Source organism: Nonomuraea sp. NPDC050022, from assembly GCF_044460705.1.
Taxonomy (GTDB): Bacteria; Actinomycetota; Actinomycetes; order Streptosporangiales; family Streptosporangiaceae; genus Nonomuraea.
The window spans coordinates 215676-230526 of record NZ_JBITKE010000008.1 but is presented as its reverse complement, the minus strand read 5'-3'; the positions used below and the strand labels follow the sequence as shown (position 1 = coordinate 230526).

General features: G+C 70.9%; 11 protein-coding genes. 8 read left to right on the top strand and 3 right to left on the bottom strand.

What is annotated here, in order from left to right; all coding sequences use genetic code 11:
• The first annotated feature begins 25 nt into the window (after positions 1–25).
• The 7 genes from ACIBO2_RS33380 (at position 26) to ACIBO2_RS33350 (ending at position 9846) form a co-directional block, all read left to right on the top strand.
• Positions 26–1288 (top strand): MFS transporter, encoded by a 1263-nt coding sequence (locus ACIBO2_RS33380; protein ID WP_358543389.1) that lies wholly within the window; start codon positions 26–28, stop codon positions 1286–1288.
• The gene (gene ppk2 / locus ACIBO2_RS33375; protein WP_358543391.1) at positions 1285–2085 is read left to right on the top strand and encodes a polyphosphate kinase 2; all 801 of its coding nucleotides are present in this window, start codon (positions 1285–1287) and stop codon (positions 2083–2085) included. The genes ACIBO2_RS33380 and ppk2 overlap by 4 nt, the downstream gene beginning before the upstream one ends.
• 40 nt (positions 2086–2125) lie before the next feature.
• Positions 2126–5779: a nitrate reductase subunit alpha gene (locus tag ACIBO2_RS33370; protein WP_358543393.1), complete on the top strand. Its 3654-nt coding sequence runs from the start codon at positions 2126–2128 to the stop codon at positions 5777–5779.
• Positions 5779–7434: a nitrate reductase subunit beta gene (gene narH, locus ACIBO2_RS33365; protein WP_397302024.1), complete on the top strand. Its 1656-nt coding sequence runs from the start codon at positions 5779–5781 to the stop codon at positions 7432–7434. Before ACIBO2_RS33370 ends, narH begins: the two co-directional genes overlap by 1 nt.
• Positions 7431–8060: a nitrate reductase molybdenum cofactor assembly chaperone gene (narJ, locus tag ACIBO2_RS33360; protein WP_358543398.1), complete on the top strand. Its 630-nt coding sequence runs from the start codon at positions 7431–7433 to the stop codon at positions 8058–8060. The genes narH and narJ overlap by 4 nt, the downstream gene beginning before the upstream one ends.
• Positions 8057–8773 carry a respiratory nitrate reductase subunit gamma gene (gene narI / locus ACIBO2_RS33355; RefSeq protein ID WP_358543400.1) on the top strand — a complete coding sequence of 239 codons (717 nt, stop codon included), beginning with the start codon at positions 8057–8059 and terminating at the stop codon, positions 8771–8773. Before narJ ends, narI begins: the two co-directional genes overlap by 4 nt.
• 89 nt (positions 8774–8862) lie before the next feature.
• A complete protein-coding gene (locus ACIBO2_RS33350; protein WP_397302020.1) occupies positions 8863–9846 on the top strand; it encodes an Acg family FMN-binding oxidoreductase in 984 nt (327 codons plus the stop codon).
• 22 nt (positions 9847–9868) lie between these two features.
• On the opposite strand, the gene dxs is transcribed toward ACIBO2_RS33350, so the two are convergent.
• Together dxs and ACIBO2_RS33340 are read right to left on the bottom strand one after the other, a co-directional pair.
• Entirely contained in the window at positions 9869–11794 is a 1926-nt protein-coding gene (gene dxs, locus ACIBO2_RS33345) for a 1-deoxy-D-xylulose-5-phosphate synthase (protein WP_397302018.1), read from the bottom strand.
• A gap of 51 nt (positions 11795–11845) precedes the next feature.
• On the bottom strand, positions 11846–12526 hold the full coding sequence (locus ACIBO2_RS33340; protein WP_358543406.1) for a GntR family transcriptional regulator: 681 nt from the start codon (positions 12524–12526) through the stop codon (positions 11846–11848).
• A gap of 99 nt (positions 12527–12625) precedes the next feature.
• Between ACIBO2_RS33340 and ACIBO2_RS33335 the strand changes: the two genes are divergently transcribed.
• Positions 12626–14254: a GAF domain-containing protein gene (locus tag ACIBO2_RS33335; RefSeq protein ID WP_397302014.1), complete on the top strand. Its 1629-nt coding sequence runs from the start codon at positions 12626–12628 to the stop codon at positions 14252–14254.
• Between the two features lie 30 nt (positions 14255–14284).
• On the opposite strand, the gene ACIBO2_RS33330 is transcribed toward ACIBO2_RS33335, so the two are convergent.
• Positions 14285–14704 carry a pyridoxamine 5'-phosphate oxidase family protein gene (locus ACIBO2_RS33330; protein WP_358543411.1) on the bottom strand — a complete coding sequence of 140 codons (420 nt, stop codon included), beginning with the start codon at positions 14702–14704 and terminating at the stop codon, positions 14285–14287.
• Positions 14705–14851: the final 147 nt, after the last annotated feature.

Below are 14851 nucleotides of genomic sequence, written 5' to 3'. Positions count from 1 at the left end.
GGTGAATGCGACAGGAACGGGTGAGATGAGCACCGACAGGATCGACCGAGCAGTCCCACGCTCCGATCTCCGTGGGCCGGCGCTGATGCTGGCGGTGGCGACCGTGGGATTCGCGGTGAACTTCTGGGCGTGGGCGCTGCTCAGCCCGCTGGGCCCGCGCTTCAAGGAACTGCTGGGACTGTCGGCGGCCCAGCAGGCGCTGCTGGTCGCGGTTCCGGTGATCGTCGGCTCGCTGGGCCGCATCCCGGTCGGGGCGCTGACCGACCGCTTCGGCGGCCGGGTGATGTTCCCGCTGATCTCGGCGGCCACCATCGTCCCGGTGCTGTTCATCGGTCTGGCCGGGCATGGCTCGCTGGCGGCGCTGCTGGTGGGCGGGTTCTTCCTGGGCATCGGCGGGACGGCGTTCGCGGTGGGCGTGCCCTTCGTCAGCGCCTGGTTCCCGCCCGAGCGCCGTGGCCTGGCCGTCGGCGTCTTCGGCATGGGAATGGGCGGCACCGCGATCAGCGCGCTGACCACGGTCAAGCTGGTCAGGACCGGCGGCTCGGCCACTCCGTTCCTGCTCACCGCGGCCGTGCTCGCCGTCTACGCGATGGTGGCCTGGTTCGTGCTGCGGGACGCTCCGGGCCGTACGGCGCCCGCCCAGTCGACCATGGCGCGGCTGGCCGCGGCCGTGCGCCTGCCGATCACCTGGCAGGCCTGCGTGCTGTACGCGGTGACGTTCGGCGGATACGTCTCCTTCTCCGTCTACCTGCCGGTCTATCTGCGGTCGGCCTACGGACTGGAGCAGGCCGACGCGGCCGACCGGATGGCCGGGTTCGTGATCCTGGCGGTCGCGGCGCGTCCCGTCGGCGGCTGGCTGTCAGACCGGATCGGGGCGATTCGGGTCCTGGCCGCCGTGTTCGCCGTCGTCGCGCTCTGCGCCACGGTCCTGGCGTTCACCCCGCCGCTGATGCCGCTGGGCACGGTCGCGTTCCTGACCATGGCGGCGGCGCTCGGCGCCGGCAGCGGGGCCACCTTCGCCCTGGTCGCGGTGGCGGCCCCGGCCGACAAGGTCGGCTCGGTCACGGGCCTGGTCGGCGCGGCCGGTGGGCTGGGCGGGTTCGTGCCGCCGGTGGAGATGGGGTTCGTCTACGGCCTGTTCGGCTCCTACGGGGTGGGCCTGGCCCTGCTGGCCGGGGTGTCGGTGCTGACGCTGGTGCTGACTTTGACCGCGGTGCGTGCCACGGCCAGGCGGCGCTCCGCCGCGCTACCGGTGCCGTTCGGACCGTCCGCCGAGGAAGCCCGATGACGAAGAGACTGCCGCGCAAGACGTACGAGAAGGAGCTCTTCCGCCTGCAGGGAGAGCTGGTGAAGCTGCAGGAGTGGGTGCGGGTGCGAGGCCGGCGGGTGGTCGTGATCTTCGAGGGGAGGGACGCGGCGGGCAAGGGGAGCACGATCAAGCGGGTCTCCGAATACCTCAACCCGCGCGTGGCGCGCATCGCGGCGCTCCCGGCACCGACCGAGCGTGAGCGGTCGCAATGGTACTTCCAGCGCTACATCGAGCATCTGCCCGCCGCCGGGGAGATCGTGCTGCTCGACCGCAGCTGGTACAACCGCGCGGGTGTCGAACGGGTGATGGGATTCTGCACCCACGAGGAATACACGCGGTTCCTGCACCAGTGTCCGATCTTTGAGCGGTTGCTGGTGGAGGACGGGATCCTGCTGCGCAAATACTGGTTCTCGGTGAGCGACGAGGAGCAGGAGCGGCGCTTCCACGACCGGCTGAAGGATCCGATGCGGCAGTGGAAGCTGTCGCCGATGGACCTGGAGTCGATCAATCGCTGGGAGGACTACTCCAGGGCCAAGGACGAGATGCTGGTGCACACCGACATCCCAGAGGCGCCGTGGTACGACGTGGAGAGCGAGGACAAGCGGCGGGCCAGGATCAACATGATCGCGCACCTGCTGTCCACGATCCCCTACGAGGAGGTACGGCGGGCGGAGCTGAAGATCCCGCCCCGCCCGCCCGCCACCGGCTACCGGCGCCCGCCGCGCAGGCCGGAGACCTTCGTGCCGGACGCCGCGGCGGACCTCCGCCTGCCATGACATGACGATCGAAGCGCTGATGGATGAAGGAGTTGTGCGAATGGCGGGTATGGACGGGCCGGTCAGTGACGCCCTGCTGAGACTCGGCCGGCACCTGCGACCCGGCGCGGTCTCCGACGACCTGCGGACCCTGCACCAGATCGGCGGACGCCAAGGCGACGCCTTCTACCGCGACCGGTGGAGCCACGACAAGGTCGTCCGCTCCACCCACGGCGTCAACTGCACCGGCTCCTGCTCCTGGAAGGTGTACGTCAAGGACGGCGTGATCACCTGGGAGGCGCAGCAGACCGACTACCCCAGCGTGGGCGGCGACCGGCCCGAGTATGAGCCACGCGGCTGCCCGCGCGGGGCCGCCTTCTCCTGGTACACCTACTCGCCCACCCGGGTCCGTTTCCCGTACGCCAGGGGCGTCCTGGTGGAGATGTACCGGGAGACGAAGGCGAGGCTGGGCGACCCGGTCGCCGCCTGGGCCGAGATCACCACGGACCCGGACAAACGCCGCCGCTACCAGTCGGCCCGCGGCAAGGGCGGCCTGGTGCGCGTCACCTGGGACGAGGCCTGCGAGATCATCGCCGCGGCGCACGTGCACACCATCAAGACCTACGGCCCCGACCGGGTGGCCGGTTTCTCCCCGATTCCGGCCATGTCGATGGCCTCGCACGCGGTGGGCGCCCGGTTCGTGTCGCTGATCGGCGGGGCGATGCTGTCGTTCTACGACTGGTACGCCGACCTGCCGGTGGCCTCCCCGCAGGTGTTCGGCGACCAGACGGACGTGCCGGAGTCGGCCGACTGGTGGGACGCCGCGTACCTGATGCTGTGGGGCTCGAACGTGCCGGTCACCCGCACGCCCGACGCCCACTTCATGGCCGAGGCGCGCTACCGGGGCCAGAAGGTGGTGGTGCTCGCGCCCGACTACAACGACGCCGCCAAGTTCGCCGACGAGTGGCTGGCCCCGCACCCGGGCACGGACGGCGCGCTGGCCATGGCGATGGGGCAGGTGATCCTCAAGGAGTTCTTCGCCGACCGGCCGACGGCCGGCTTCACCGACTACGTCAAGCGCTTCACCGACCTGCCGTTCCTGGTCCGGCTGCGTGAGCGGGACGGATCGTACGTGCCGGACAAGTTCCTCACCGCGGCCGACCTGGGGCAGGAAGGGGAAGAGGCGGCGTTCGCTACGGTGCTGCTGGACGCGCGGAGCGGCGAGCCGGTCGTGCCGAACGGCTCGCTCGCCTTCCGCTACTCCGAGCAGGGGCGGGGCCGCTGGAACCTCGACCTGGGCGAGGTGGACCCGCTGCTGACCGTCCTGGGCGAGCACGCGGTGCCGGTCGCCCTGCCGCGCTTCGACGGGCACGGCGACGGGGTGCTGGAGCGGGGTGTGCCGGTGCGGCGGGTGGGCGGTCACCTGGTCACCACGGTGTACGACCTGATGCTCGCCCAGTACGGCGTGGCCCGCGACGGGCTGCCGGGGCGCTGGCCGTCCGGCTACGACGACGCGGCGGAGCCGTACACCCCGGCCTGGCAGGAGGCGATCACCGGCGTGCCCGCGGCCAAAGCGGCCCGGATCGCCCGCGAGTTCGCGCGCAACGCCGAGGAGTCGGGCGGCCGGTCCATGATCGTCATGGGGGCGGGGACGAACCACTGGTTCCACTCCGACACCATCTACCGCTCCTTCCTGGCGCTGACCACGCTGACCGGCTGCCAGGGCGTCAACGGCGGCGGCTGGGCGCACTACGTCGGCCAGGAGAAGTGCCGGCCGATCACCGGCTGGGCGCAGCTCGCCTTCGGCCTGGACTGGTCGCGCCCGCCCCGGCAGATGATCGGCACCGCCTACTGGTACCTGCACACCGACCAGTGGCGTTACGACACCTACGCGGCCGATGTCCTGTCCTCGCCGCTCGGCGACGGCGCGTTCGCCGGCAAGGCCACCGCCGACCTGCTGGCGCAGTCGGCGCGGCTGGGCTGGATGCCGTCGTACCCGACCTTCGACCGCAACCCGCTCGACCTGGCCGACGAGGTGGCCGCGGCGGGCGCGGAGGCAGGGCCGTACGTGGCCGAGCAGGTCGCCGCGGGCCGGCTCGGGTTCGCCTGCGAGGACCCCGACGCGCCCGCGAACTGGCCGCGCGTGCTGACCGTGTGGCGGGCCAACCTGCTCGGCTCCTCGGCCAAGGGCAACGAGTATTTCCTGCGCCATCTGCTGGGCACCGACTCGGCCGTGCGGGCCGATGAGGCCGCGCCTGGGCAGCGGCCAGAGAGCCTGACCTGGCCGGAGCGGGCGCCGCGCGGCAAGCTCGACCTGCTGCTGTCGCTGGACTTCCGGATGACCTCCACCACGTTGTTCTCCGACATCGTGCTGCCCGCCGCCACCTGGTACGAAAAACACGACCTGTCCTCGACGGACATGCACCCGTTCGTGCACGCCTTCACCCCGGCGATCGACCCGCCCTGGCAGACCCGCACCGATTTCGCCGCCTTCCACGCCATCGCCAGGGCCTTCAGCGCCCTGGCCAAGACCCACCTGGGCACTCGTACGGACGTGGTGGCCATGCCGCTGACGCACGACACGCCCGATGAGCTGGCCACCCCGCACGGGCGGGTGCACGACTGGCGCGTGACGGGCCGGCCGCCCACTCCGGGACGCGACTTCCCCAAGATCGTCACGGTGGAGCGCGACTACGGAGCGGTGGCGGAGCGGATGGCCGCCCTCGGCCCGCTGCTGGAACGGCTCGGCGCCACGACCAAGGGGCTGACGTACGATGTCTCCGGCGAGATCGCCCGGCTGGGCCGGATGACCGGCACCGTCCGCGGCGGCAGCGTCGAGGGCCGCCCCTCCCTGGCCCGCGACAGCGACATGTGCGAGGCCATCCTGGCCCTGTCGGGCACCACCAACGGGCATCTGGCCGCCCAGGGGTTCGCCACGCTGGGCCGGCGTACCGGAACCTCCTTCGACGGGCTGGCCGACGAGCACAAGCAGATCACCTTCGCCGACACCCAGGCCCGGCCGGTGCCCGTGATCACCTCGCCGGAATGGTCGGGCAGCGAGACCGGCGGGCGGCGCTACTCGCCGTTCACCATCAACATCGAGCACCGCAAGCCCTGGCACACCCTCACCGGCCGCCAGCACTTCTATCTCGACCACGACTGGATCCACGAGGCCGGCGAGGCGCTGCCGACCTATCGGCCGCCGCTCGACATGACCGCGCTGTTCGGCGAGCCCGGCGTCGGCGCCTCCGGGGCGGACGGCATCGCCGTGCGCTACCTCACCCCGCACTCGAAGTGGTCCATCCACTCCGAATACCAGGACAACCTGCTCATGCTCACGCTCTCCCGAGGCGGGCCGACCATCTGGATGAGCCCGGCCGACGCGGCCAAGGCGAAGATCCGCGACAACGACTGGATCGAGGCGGTCAACCGCAACGGGGTCGTCGTGGCCCGCGCGGTCGTCTCCCACCGGATGCCCGAGGGCACCGTGTACATGTACCACGCGCAGGAACGCGTCGTGGACGTGCCCAAGAGCGAGACGTCGGGGCGGCGCGGCGGCATCCACAACTCCCTCACCCGCCTGCTGATCAAGCCCACCCACCTGATCGGCGGCTACGCCCAGCTGTCGTTCGCCTTCAACTACCTCGGGCCCACCGGCAACCAGCGCGACGAGGTCACCGTGATCCGCCGCCGCTCTCAGGAGGTCGACTACTGATGCGGATCATGGGGCAGCTGGCCATGGTGATGAACCTCGACAAGTGCATCGGCTGCCACACCTGCTCGGTCACCTGCAAGCAGGCCTGGACCAACCGGGCCGGGGTCGAGTACGTCTGGTTCAACAACGTCGAGACCCGCCCCGGCCAGGGCTACCCACGCACTTACGAGGATCAGGAGACCTGGAAGGGCGGCTGGGAACTCAACCGGCGCGGCCGGCTCCGGCTGAAGGCGGGCGGGCGGCTGAAGAAACTGCTCACCATCTTCGCCAACCCGCTCATGCCCTCCATCCAGCAGTACTACGAGCCCTGGACCTACGACTACGACCGGCTCTTCTCGGCCCCCGCCTCCGAGGACACGCCCGTCGCCCGGCCCAGGTCGCTGATCACCGGCGAGCACACGAAGATCACCTGGAGCGCGAACTGGGACGACAACCTCGCCGGCGGCCCCGAACTCACCGCCGCCGACCCGGTTCTCCGTAAGCTGTCGGACCAGGTGAAGCTGGAGTTCGAGCAGGCGTTCATGTTCTACCTGCCGCGCATCTGCGAGCACTGCCTCAACCCCTCGTGCGTGGCCTCCTGCCCGTCCGGCGCGATGTACAAGCGATCCGAGGACGGCATCGTCCTGGTCGACCAGGACCGCTGCCGTGGCTGGCGCATGTGCGTGACCGGCTGCCCGTACAAGAAGGTGTACTTCAACCACCGCACCGGCAAGGCGGAGAAGTGCACCTTCTGCTACCCCCGGGTCGAGGTCGGCATCCCGACGGTCTGCTCGGAGACGTGCGTGGGCCGCCTGCGCTACCTCGGCCTGCTGCTCTACGACGCCGACCGGGTCCTGGAGGCCGCTTCCGTCCCGGACGAGAAGGATCTGTACGAGGCGCACAAGAGCGTGCTGCTGGATCCGCGCGACCCCGAGGTGATCGCCGCCGCCCGGGCGGCGGGCATCCCCGAGGACTGGCTGGAGGCGGCCCGGAACTCCCCGATCCACCAGCTGATCTTCGAGTACGGCGTGGCCCTCCCGCTGCACCCGGAATACCGCACGATGCCGATGGTCTGGTACATCCCGCCGCTGTCGCCCGTGGTCGACGTCCTGGCGAACACCGGCCACGACGGAGAGGACGCCGGCAACCTGTTCGGTGCGATCGACGCCCTGCGCATCCCGATCGGCTACCTGGCCGAGCTGTTCACCGCCGGCGACCCCGGGCCGGTGCGGGCCGCGCTGCGCCGCCTGGCCGCCATGCGCTCCTACATGCGCCGCCTCAACCTCGGCCAGGACCCCGACGAGTCGATCGCGGCCGCCGTGGGGATGAGCGGCCCGCAGGTCGAGGGCATGCACCGGCTGCTCGCCCTGGCCCCCTACGGCGAGCGGTACGTCATTCCCAAGGCCCACGCCGAGCAGGGCGCGCGGCTGGAGGAGAGCGCCACCGGCTGCAGCCTCGATTACGAGGGCGGCCCCGGCATGAGCGGCCCGTTCGGCGAGTCCTCCGGTCTGCCCGACCCGGTGGCGGTGGAGAACTTCCACGCGCTGCGTGAGCGGCAGTCCGGCGACGACCTGGAGGACGTCGGCGAGCTGCGCGGCCGCGTCAACCTCCTCAACTGGGACGGCAAGGGCACCCCTGAGGGGCTGTTCCCGAAGAGAAACCGGGACGGATCATGATGAGAGCTCTGGGAGAAGGCGAACTGCGCACCGCCCACATGGTGGCCAGCGTGCTGCTCGGCTACCCCGACGAGCGGCTGTACGGCGCCCGCCAGGTGCTGGCCAAGGCGGTGATCACGCTGCCCGCCGGGGAGGTCCGCGACCGCCTGACCGCCTTCCTCGACCACGTCGCGGGCACCGCTCAGGCCGACCTGGCCGCCCACTATGTGGCGACCTTCGACCTCAAGCGGCGCTGCTGCCCGTACCTGACGTACTACGCCTACGGCGACACCCGTAAGCGCGGCGGGGCGCTGCTGCGTTTCAAGCACGCCCTGCGCGCGGCGGGCTTCGAGGTCGCCGATGGCGAGCTGCCCGACCACGTGGCGGTGGTGTGCGAGCTGTCGGCCCGCGGCGCCGTGCGGGAGGCCGGGCGCCTGCTGCGGGAGCATCGGGCGGGCCTGGAGCTCCTGCGTACGGCGCTGGAGGACGAGCGCTCGCCGTACGCCGGCGTGGTGGCCGCCGTGACCGCCACGCTGCCCCCGGCCGGCCCGCGTGAGAAGGAGGCCGCGCTGCGGCTGGCGGCCGAGGGACCGCCCGCCGAGGAGGTCGGACTGGAGCCCTACGCCGTCACGGAGGCATCCCGGTGAACGCCCTCGACATCCTGCTGTGGGTGGTGGCGCCCTACGTGGCGATCACCGTGTTCGTGCTCGGCCACGTCTGGCGCTACCGGTACGACAAGTTCGGCTGGACCACCCGCTCATCACAGATGTACGAGTCACGGCTGCTGCGCGTCGGCAGCCCGCTGTTCCACTTCGGCATCCTGGTCGTCCTGCTCGGCCACATCGGCGGGCTGGTGATCCCCAAGAGCTGGACCGAGGCGGTGGGCGTGAGCGAGGCGACCTACCACGCCGGCGCCGTCCTGCTCGGCACCATCGCGGGCCTCGCCACCCTCGGCGGCCTGGCGATCCTCATCTACCGGCGCCGCACCGTCGGACCGGTGTTCACCGCCACCACCCGCAACGACAAGCTCATGTACCTGGTGCTGAGCGCCACCATCGTGCTCGGCCTGGCCGCCACGGTGGCGGCCAATGTCATCGGCGGCGGCTACGACTATCGCACCACCATCTCACCCTGGTTCCGGTCGATCTTCTCCTTCAGCCCGGACCCCGCCCTGATGGCCGGCGCGCCCATCCTGTTTCAGCTGCACGCGCTCAGCGCGCTGCTGCTGTTCGCCATCTGGCCGTTCACCCGGCTGGTGCACATGCTCACCGCGCCCCTCGGCTACCTGACCCGCCCCTACATCGTCTACCGCGGCCGCGCCGACCGGCCGACCGGCTCCCGTACGCCCTGGCGCCCCTGACCGCGGGAGCAGCGAGGAGTGCCGTATGGCCGTGATCGATGGGACTTTGGCCTCTGCCGGTGGCAGGCACGCGGGCGGATCGTGGATCCATGGCGATCCGCGGCCTGACCTGGGAGAACGACATGACCATCGACATCGCGCTCGAGGCGGCGCGCTGGGCACCGTCGGTGCACAACACCCAGCCCTGGACCTTCGCCGTCACGGGCCAGGAGATCGCCGTCCGCGCGAGCACCGATCGCAAACTGGCCCTGGAAGACCCTGGCGGCAGGGAAATGCTGATCAGCTGCGGGGCGGCCGTGTTCAACCTGCGTACCGCGCTGCACCAGGCCGGCCGCGAGCCGATCGTGCGGATCCTGCCCGATCCCGACCGGCCCTCGCTGCTGGCGACGGTACGGCTGGGCGAGGCCGTCGAGCCTGACGAGCACACCAGCATGCTGGCCGGGCAGATCGAGGTGCGGCGTACGCACCGGGCGGGATTCACCGAGACGCCCGTGCCCGAGCGGCTCGTGGCACAGTGGCAGCGCGAGGCCGCCACCGAGGGCGCGACCTTCACGCCGGTCGGGGCGCCCGCCGCCGTGCGGGCCCTGGCCGCGCTCACCGAGGCGGCCCAGGCGGTCCAGTCGCAGGACTGGCCCTTCACCCTCGAGGTCATGCGGTGGGCGCGCCCACCGGAAAGCACCCGAGGCGACGGCGTGCCCGCCGACGCCTACCCCAAGCAGCCGGCCGGCGAATTCGCCCAGCGCGACTACGCCCACCAGCACTCCTGGGGCATCGACACCGACCAGCGCATGTCATGCGCCACCGGGGTGGTGGCGCTGCTGACCACCCGCGAGGACACCCGCGAGGCCTGGCTGGCGGCCGGGCAGGCGCTGCAGCACGTGCTGCTGCACGCCTCGGCCCACGGAGTGAGCGCCGCCTTCCACACCCAGGTGCTGGAGGAGCCGCACCTACGCGACTTCCTCCGGCAGCGGATGTGCGCGGGCGCCTACCCGCAGATGCTCATGCGGCTCGGCATCGCCGCCGACGAGAGCCACGGGGTCCGCCGCCCGCTCACCGACCTGACCGACCCATGATCTTCCTCCTGATCCATAGGGGTCAGGCGGACGAGGCGTCCTGGGGTTGGCGTGTGAGCCGGAGGAAGGTCTCCTCGACCTGGCGGGCGATGTCCGCCGCGGTCAGGCCGAGGCGGGCGAGCACGCGATCGCGGCCTGCGTGGTCGAGGAACGCCACCGGCACCCCGAAGTCACGCATGGGCACGTCGACCCCCGCGTCGCGCAGGGCCTGCGCGACGGCGGAGCCGACGCCGCCCGCCCGTACCCCGTCTTCCACCGTCAGCACCATGCGGTGCCGGGCGGCGAGGCCGGGCAGCAGGTCATCGACCGGTTTGACCCAGCGCGGGTCGACCACCGTGGCGGTGATGCCGTGATCGGCCAGGCGTTCGGCGACCCGCAGGCACAGCGGAGCCAGCGCGCCGACGGCCACGATCAGGACATCTGCCGCCGGTTCGGTGCCCGTGCTCCGGCGATCAACGGTGGCTTCCCGGAGCACGTCCATGCCGCCGATCCGCCCGACGGCCGGGATCGGGGGACCGACGCTTCCCTTCGGATAGCGGACCAGTGTGGGCGCGTCGTCCACCACCAGCGCCTCGCGCAGCTGTTCCCGCAGGCGTTCGCCGTCCCGGGGTGCCGCGATCCGCAGCCCCGGTACGACCTGGAGGACGGCCAGGTCCCAGACGCCGTTGTGCGAGGCGCCGTCGTCGCCGGTGATCCCCGCCCGGTCCAGGACGAACGTCACCCCGCACTGGTGCAGTGCCACATCCATCAGCAACTGGTCGAAACAACGGTTGGCGAACGTGGCGTACACGGCGACGACCGGATGCAGCCCGCCCGTGGCCAGTCCCGCCGCGGCGGTGGCCGCGTGTTGCTCGGCGATGCCCACGTCGAGGACCCTGTCGGGGTAGCGCTGGGCGAAGGGCTCCAGCCCGGTCGAGCGCAGCATTGCCGCCGTGATCGCCACCACGTCCGGTCGTTCGGCACCGATCCGCACCAGTTCCCCGGCGAACACCGAGGTCCAGTCCTCTCCGGCCACGCGCAGCGGCACGCCGGTGTCCGGGTCGATCACCTTGACCTGGTGGAACCGCTCGTCGGACTGCTCGGCCGGCGGATAGCCGCGCCCCTTCTCCGTGATGCAGTGCACGATCACCGGGCCGGAGAACTGTTTGGCCAGGTGCAGCGCCTGCTCCACCGCCGCCCGGTCGTGACCGTCGATCGGGCCGACGTACTTCAGGCCAAGGTCTTCGAACATGCCCTGCGGCGCGACGAAGTCCTTGAGCCCCTTCTTGGCGCCGTGCAGAGCGTCGAACAACGGACGCCCGATCATCGGGGTGCGGTCGAGGATGTCCCGGGTACGCCGCAGGAACCGTTCGTAGCCGTCGGTGGTGCGCAGCGCCGCCAGGTGGGTGGCCAGGCCGCCGATCGTCGGTGAATAGGAGTGCTCGTTGTCGTTGACGACGATTACCAGCGGCAGCGACGGGTCGGCGGCGATGTTGTTCAGCGCCTCCCATGCCATCCCGCCGGTCAGGGCGCCGTCCCCGATCACGGCGACGACGTGGCGGTCGCGCCGACCGGTCAGACGGTGGGCCTTGGCCAGCCCGTACGCCCAGCTGAGCGCGGTCGAGGCGTGCTGGTTCTCCACGACGTCGTGCGGGGACTCCACCCGGCTCGGGTAGCCGGAAAGCCCGCCTTCCTGCCGCAATCGCGAGAAGTCCTGCCGCCCTGTGAGCAATTTATGCACGTACGCCTGGTGGCCGACGTCGAAGATGACGCGGTCGGTGGGGGAGTCGTAGACCCGGTGCAGGGCGATGGTCAGCTCCACGACGCCGAGGTTCGGCCCCAGATGCCCGCCCGTACGGGAGACCGCGTCGATCAAGTACTCACGGATCTCGGCGGCGAGCCGGTCCAGCTCCGCGGGGCTTAACCCGTTGAGATCCGCCGGACCGCTGATCGACGACAGAACGCTCATGAGAGGACCACTGCTCCTTCGCGAAGTCTTCTTACCCTCAAGCGGCGGCCCTCAAGTGATGGGCCCGCGCCGCGGCTCGCCGCCCGACGACCAGTCACCCGGAATGTGCGACAGGTGCCGGCGCATCAGCTCTTCGGCGAGCGCACGGTCGCCCTTCAGGACCGCCGCCAGCAACGGACGGTGCTCCGCCGCGGAGCGGGCCAGGTCGCCGTCCGCGGTGAGGCGGCGCAGGTTGTACAGGCGGGTTTGGTCGCGTAGGCACGCCACCGAGTCGACCAGTCGCCGGTTTCCGGTCGCCTCCAGCAGCAAGAGGTGAAAGTCGCGATCGGCCTGAAGGTTGCCAGGCAGATCGTGCTCCTCGGCCGTCCGCTCGATGACGTCGACGAGCCGCGACAGCCGCTCCGCACGATCCCCCAAGCCCAACTCGGCCGCCCGGCCCGCCCCGGGCACTTCGAGCATCATGCGCAGCTCGAAGATCTCAGTGAAGTCCTGCTCGGTGAAGGACACGACACGGAATCCCCGGTTGGGCAGCGCCTCCAGCAGACCCTCATCGACCAGGGCGAGCATCGCCTCGCGTACCGGACTCGTGGACACCCCGAGCTCCGTCGCCAGCGACGCCGCCGAATACACCTCGCCCGGCTCCAGGGCGCCCGTGACCAGCGCCTCCCTCAGCACCGACAGTGCCTGATCACGCAGACTCGTCCGCTGCAGGGAAGCTCCCGTCAAAACCATGAACAGTACTATATCACCGATTAGCCGTTACGCCTCATAGGCCACCAGGGCTGATCGAGGGAGCTTTAGCGATCGATCGTGCGGGCAGAAACTGCGAGTATGAGCGATGGATCGGTGATGCCGTCCATGCGGCTGGACGAGCTGCTGGCCGAGCTGCAGGTGCGGCTGAGCGCGGTGCTCGCCACGCGCGACCGCGTGCACGCGCTGCTGGACGCGGTGGTGTCGGTGGGCAGCGATCTCGATCTGGAAACGGTGCTGCGGCGGATCGTGGAGACCGCGACCAACCTGGTGGACGCCAGTTACGGCGCGCTCGGGGTGATCGGCCATGGGAGCACGCTGATCGAGTTCATTCCCGTGGGATTGACCGAGGAAGAGATCGCCAAGATCGAACATTGGCCGCACGGGCTCGGCCTGCTCGGATTGTTGATCAAGGACGCCCGGCCGCTGCGACTGGCGCGGATCGCCGATCACCCGGAATCCTACGGTTTCCCGCCCGGCCATCCGCCCATGGGCACCTTCCTGGGTGTGCCGATCCGGATGCGTGAGGAGGTGTTCGGCAACCTCTACCTGACGGAGAAGCGCGGTGGCGGCGAGTTCGACGAGGAGGATGAGGCCGTCGTCATCGCCCTGGCCACCGCGGCGGGTGTGGCGGTGGAGAACGCGCGCCTGTACGAGCAGACGCGGCGGCGGGAGAAGTGGCTGCGGGCCTCCTCGGAGATCACCACCAGCCTGCTGTCCGGCACCGATCCGCGCGACGTCCTCGTCACACTGACCAGCAAGGCCAAGGAGATGACGGATGCCGATCTGGTCGAGCTGATGGTGCCCGCCGACGGCGGCACCCGGCTGGTGGTGGAGATCGCCGAGGGCGACCGGGCGGACGAGCTGCTGGGCACCTCGTGCGCGGTGGCGACGACGATGGCGGGGGAGGTCTACACCCGGGGCGAGTCGCTCACCGAGGGCGACATGCGGCTGCTGGTGCCCTTGGGCGCGCCGCCTTCGGTGCGCGGGGTGGTCGCCATGAGCAAGCGCTCGGGGCGGCTGCCGTTCAGCGAGGCCGAGGGCCACATGCTGGAGGCCTTCGCGGGCCAGGCGGCCATCGCGGTGGAGCTGGCCGAGGTGCGTCGCGCCGCGGAGCGGCTCAGCCTGCTGGAAGACCGCGACAGGATCGCCAGGGACCTGCACGATGTGGTGATCCAGCGGTTGTTCGCGGTGGCCATGACGCTGATGGGCGCCGTCAGGCTGATCGAACGTCCCGAGGCCACGAGCAGGGTCCAGCACGCCGTCGACGAGCTGGACGAGACGATCCGGCAGATCCGAGCCAGCATCTTCGCCCTGCAGGGCTCGGGGACGAGCGGGCTGCGCGGTCAGGTCACCGAGCTGGTCGACGAGGCCGCCGCACACCTGGGCTTCCGCCCAGGACTGCGGCTGGAGGGGCAGCTCGACACGCTGGTCGGCCAATCCGTGGCCGAGCAGGTGACGGCCGTGCTGCGCGAGGCCCTGTCCAACCTGGTACGGCACGCCAAGGCGGCCAAGGCCGACATCCTGCTGGAGGCGGCGGCCGGTCGGCTGACCTTGGTCGTCACCGACAACGGGTTGGGCATCGAGCCCGATGGCCGGCGCAGCGGGCTGGCCAACCTGGAGGAACGTGCCACCCGGCTGGGCGGCACGTTCACCGTCGATTCACCTGAGGGCGGCGGAACCCGGCTCAGGTGGTCGGTCCCGCTGTGATGCGGTGGCTCAGCTGGTCGGTCCGGCGGCTCAGGTGGTCGGTGCCGCGGTGATGCGGCGGCCGGAAACCTGCTCGGCCGCCACCATGATGTAGTGGTCACGGCTGCCCGGCGCCCACGGCATCAGGGGGAGTTGCGCGAGGCGGGCCATCTCCTCGGGCTCGTGTACGGCTCGCGCGTGCCCGATCGCGGTCACGGACCAGCCGGTACGCCAGTCGGGGTCGAACTCGTCGGCCTCGAAGGCGACCACGCTCCGCCGGGTGGCCGCGGCCAGCTTGGAGCCGACGGAGGTGCGGATCACGATGTGCTCGCCGTACAGGCAGAAGTTGACCGGTTGGACGGCGGGCAGGGCCCGGTCGGTGAAGACGATCCGGCCGATCCGCGCCGTGTCCAGCAGGCCGAGGCACTCCTGGCGAGAGAGCACCTGCAGGCCGGACGCGTCTAGTTGCATGCTTCCCAGCATCAGCGGATCAGGGAGGGGACGTTAGGGTCTTTCGTCCTTGTTTCGCGGCCGTGGGGGGGGGGGGGGGGGGGGGGGGGGGGGGGGGGGGGGGGGGGGGGGGGGGGGGGGCCGGCGGGGGGGCGGGAGCGCGAGGAG

Coding starts and splice junctions, on each gene's coding strand:
- ACIBO2_RS33370 (WP_358543393.1), top strand. CDS start 2,126: ATGGCGGGTATGGACGGGCCGGTCAGTGACGCCCTGCTGAGACTCGGC.
- dxs (WP_397302018.1), bottom strand. CDS start 11,794: ATGAGCGTTCTGTCGTCGATCAGCGGTCCGGCGGATCTCAACGGGTTA.
- narJ (WP_358543398.1), top strand. CDS start 7,431: ATGATGAGAGCTCTGGGAGAAGGCGAACTGCGCACCGCCCACATGGTG.
- ACIBO2_RS33380 (WP_358543389.1), top strand. CDS start 26: ATGAGCACCGACAGGATCGACCGAGCAGTCCCACGCTCCGATCTCCGT.
- ACIBO2_RS33335 (WP_397302014.1), top strand. CDS start 12,626: ATGAGCGATGGATCGGTGATGCCGTCCATGCGGCTGGACGAGCTGCTG.
- ppk2 (WP_358543391.1), top strand. CDS start 1,285: ATGACGAAGAGACTGCCGCGCAAGACGTACGAGAAGGAGCTCTTCCGC.
- ACIBO2_RS33330 (WP_358543411.1), bottom strand. CDS start 14,704: ATGCAACTAGACGCGTCCGGCCTGCAGGTGCTCTCTCGCCAGGAGTGC.
- ACIBO2_RS33350 (WP_397302020.1), top strand. CDS start 8,863: ATGGCGATCCGCGGCCTGACCTGGGAGAACGACATGACCATCGACATC.
- narH (WP_397302024.1), top strand. CDS start 5,779: ATGCGGATCATGGGGCAGCTGGCCATGGTGATGAACCTCGACAAGTGC.
- ACIBO2_RS33340 (WP_358543406.1), bottom strand. CDS start 12,526: ATGGTTTTGACGGGAGCTTCCCTGCAGCGGACGAGTCTGCGTGATCAG.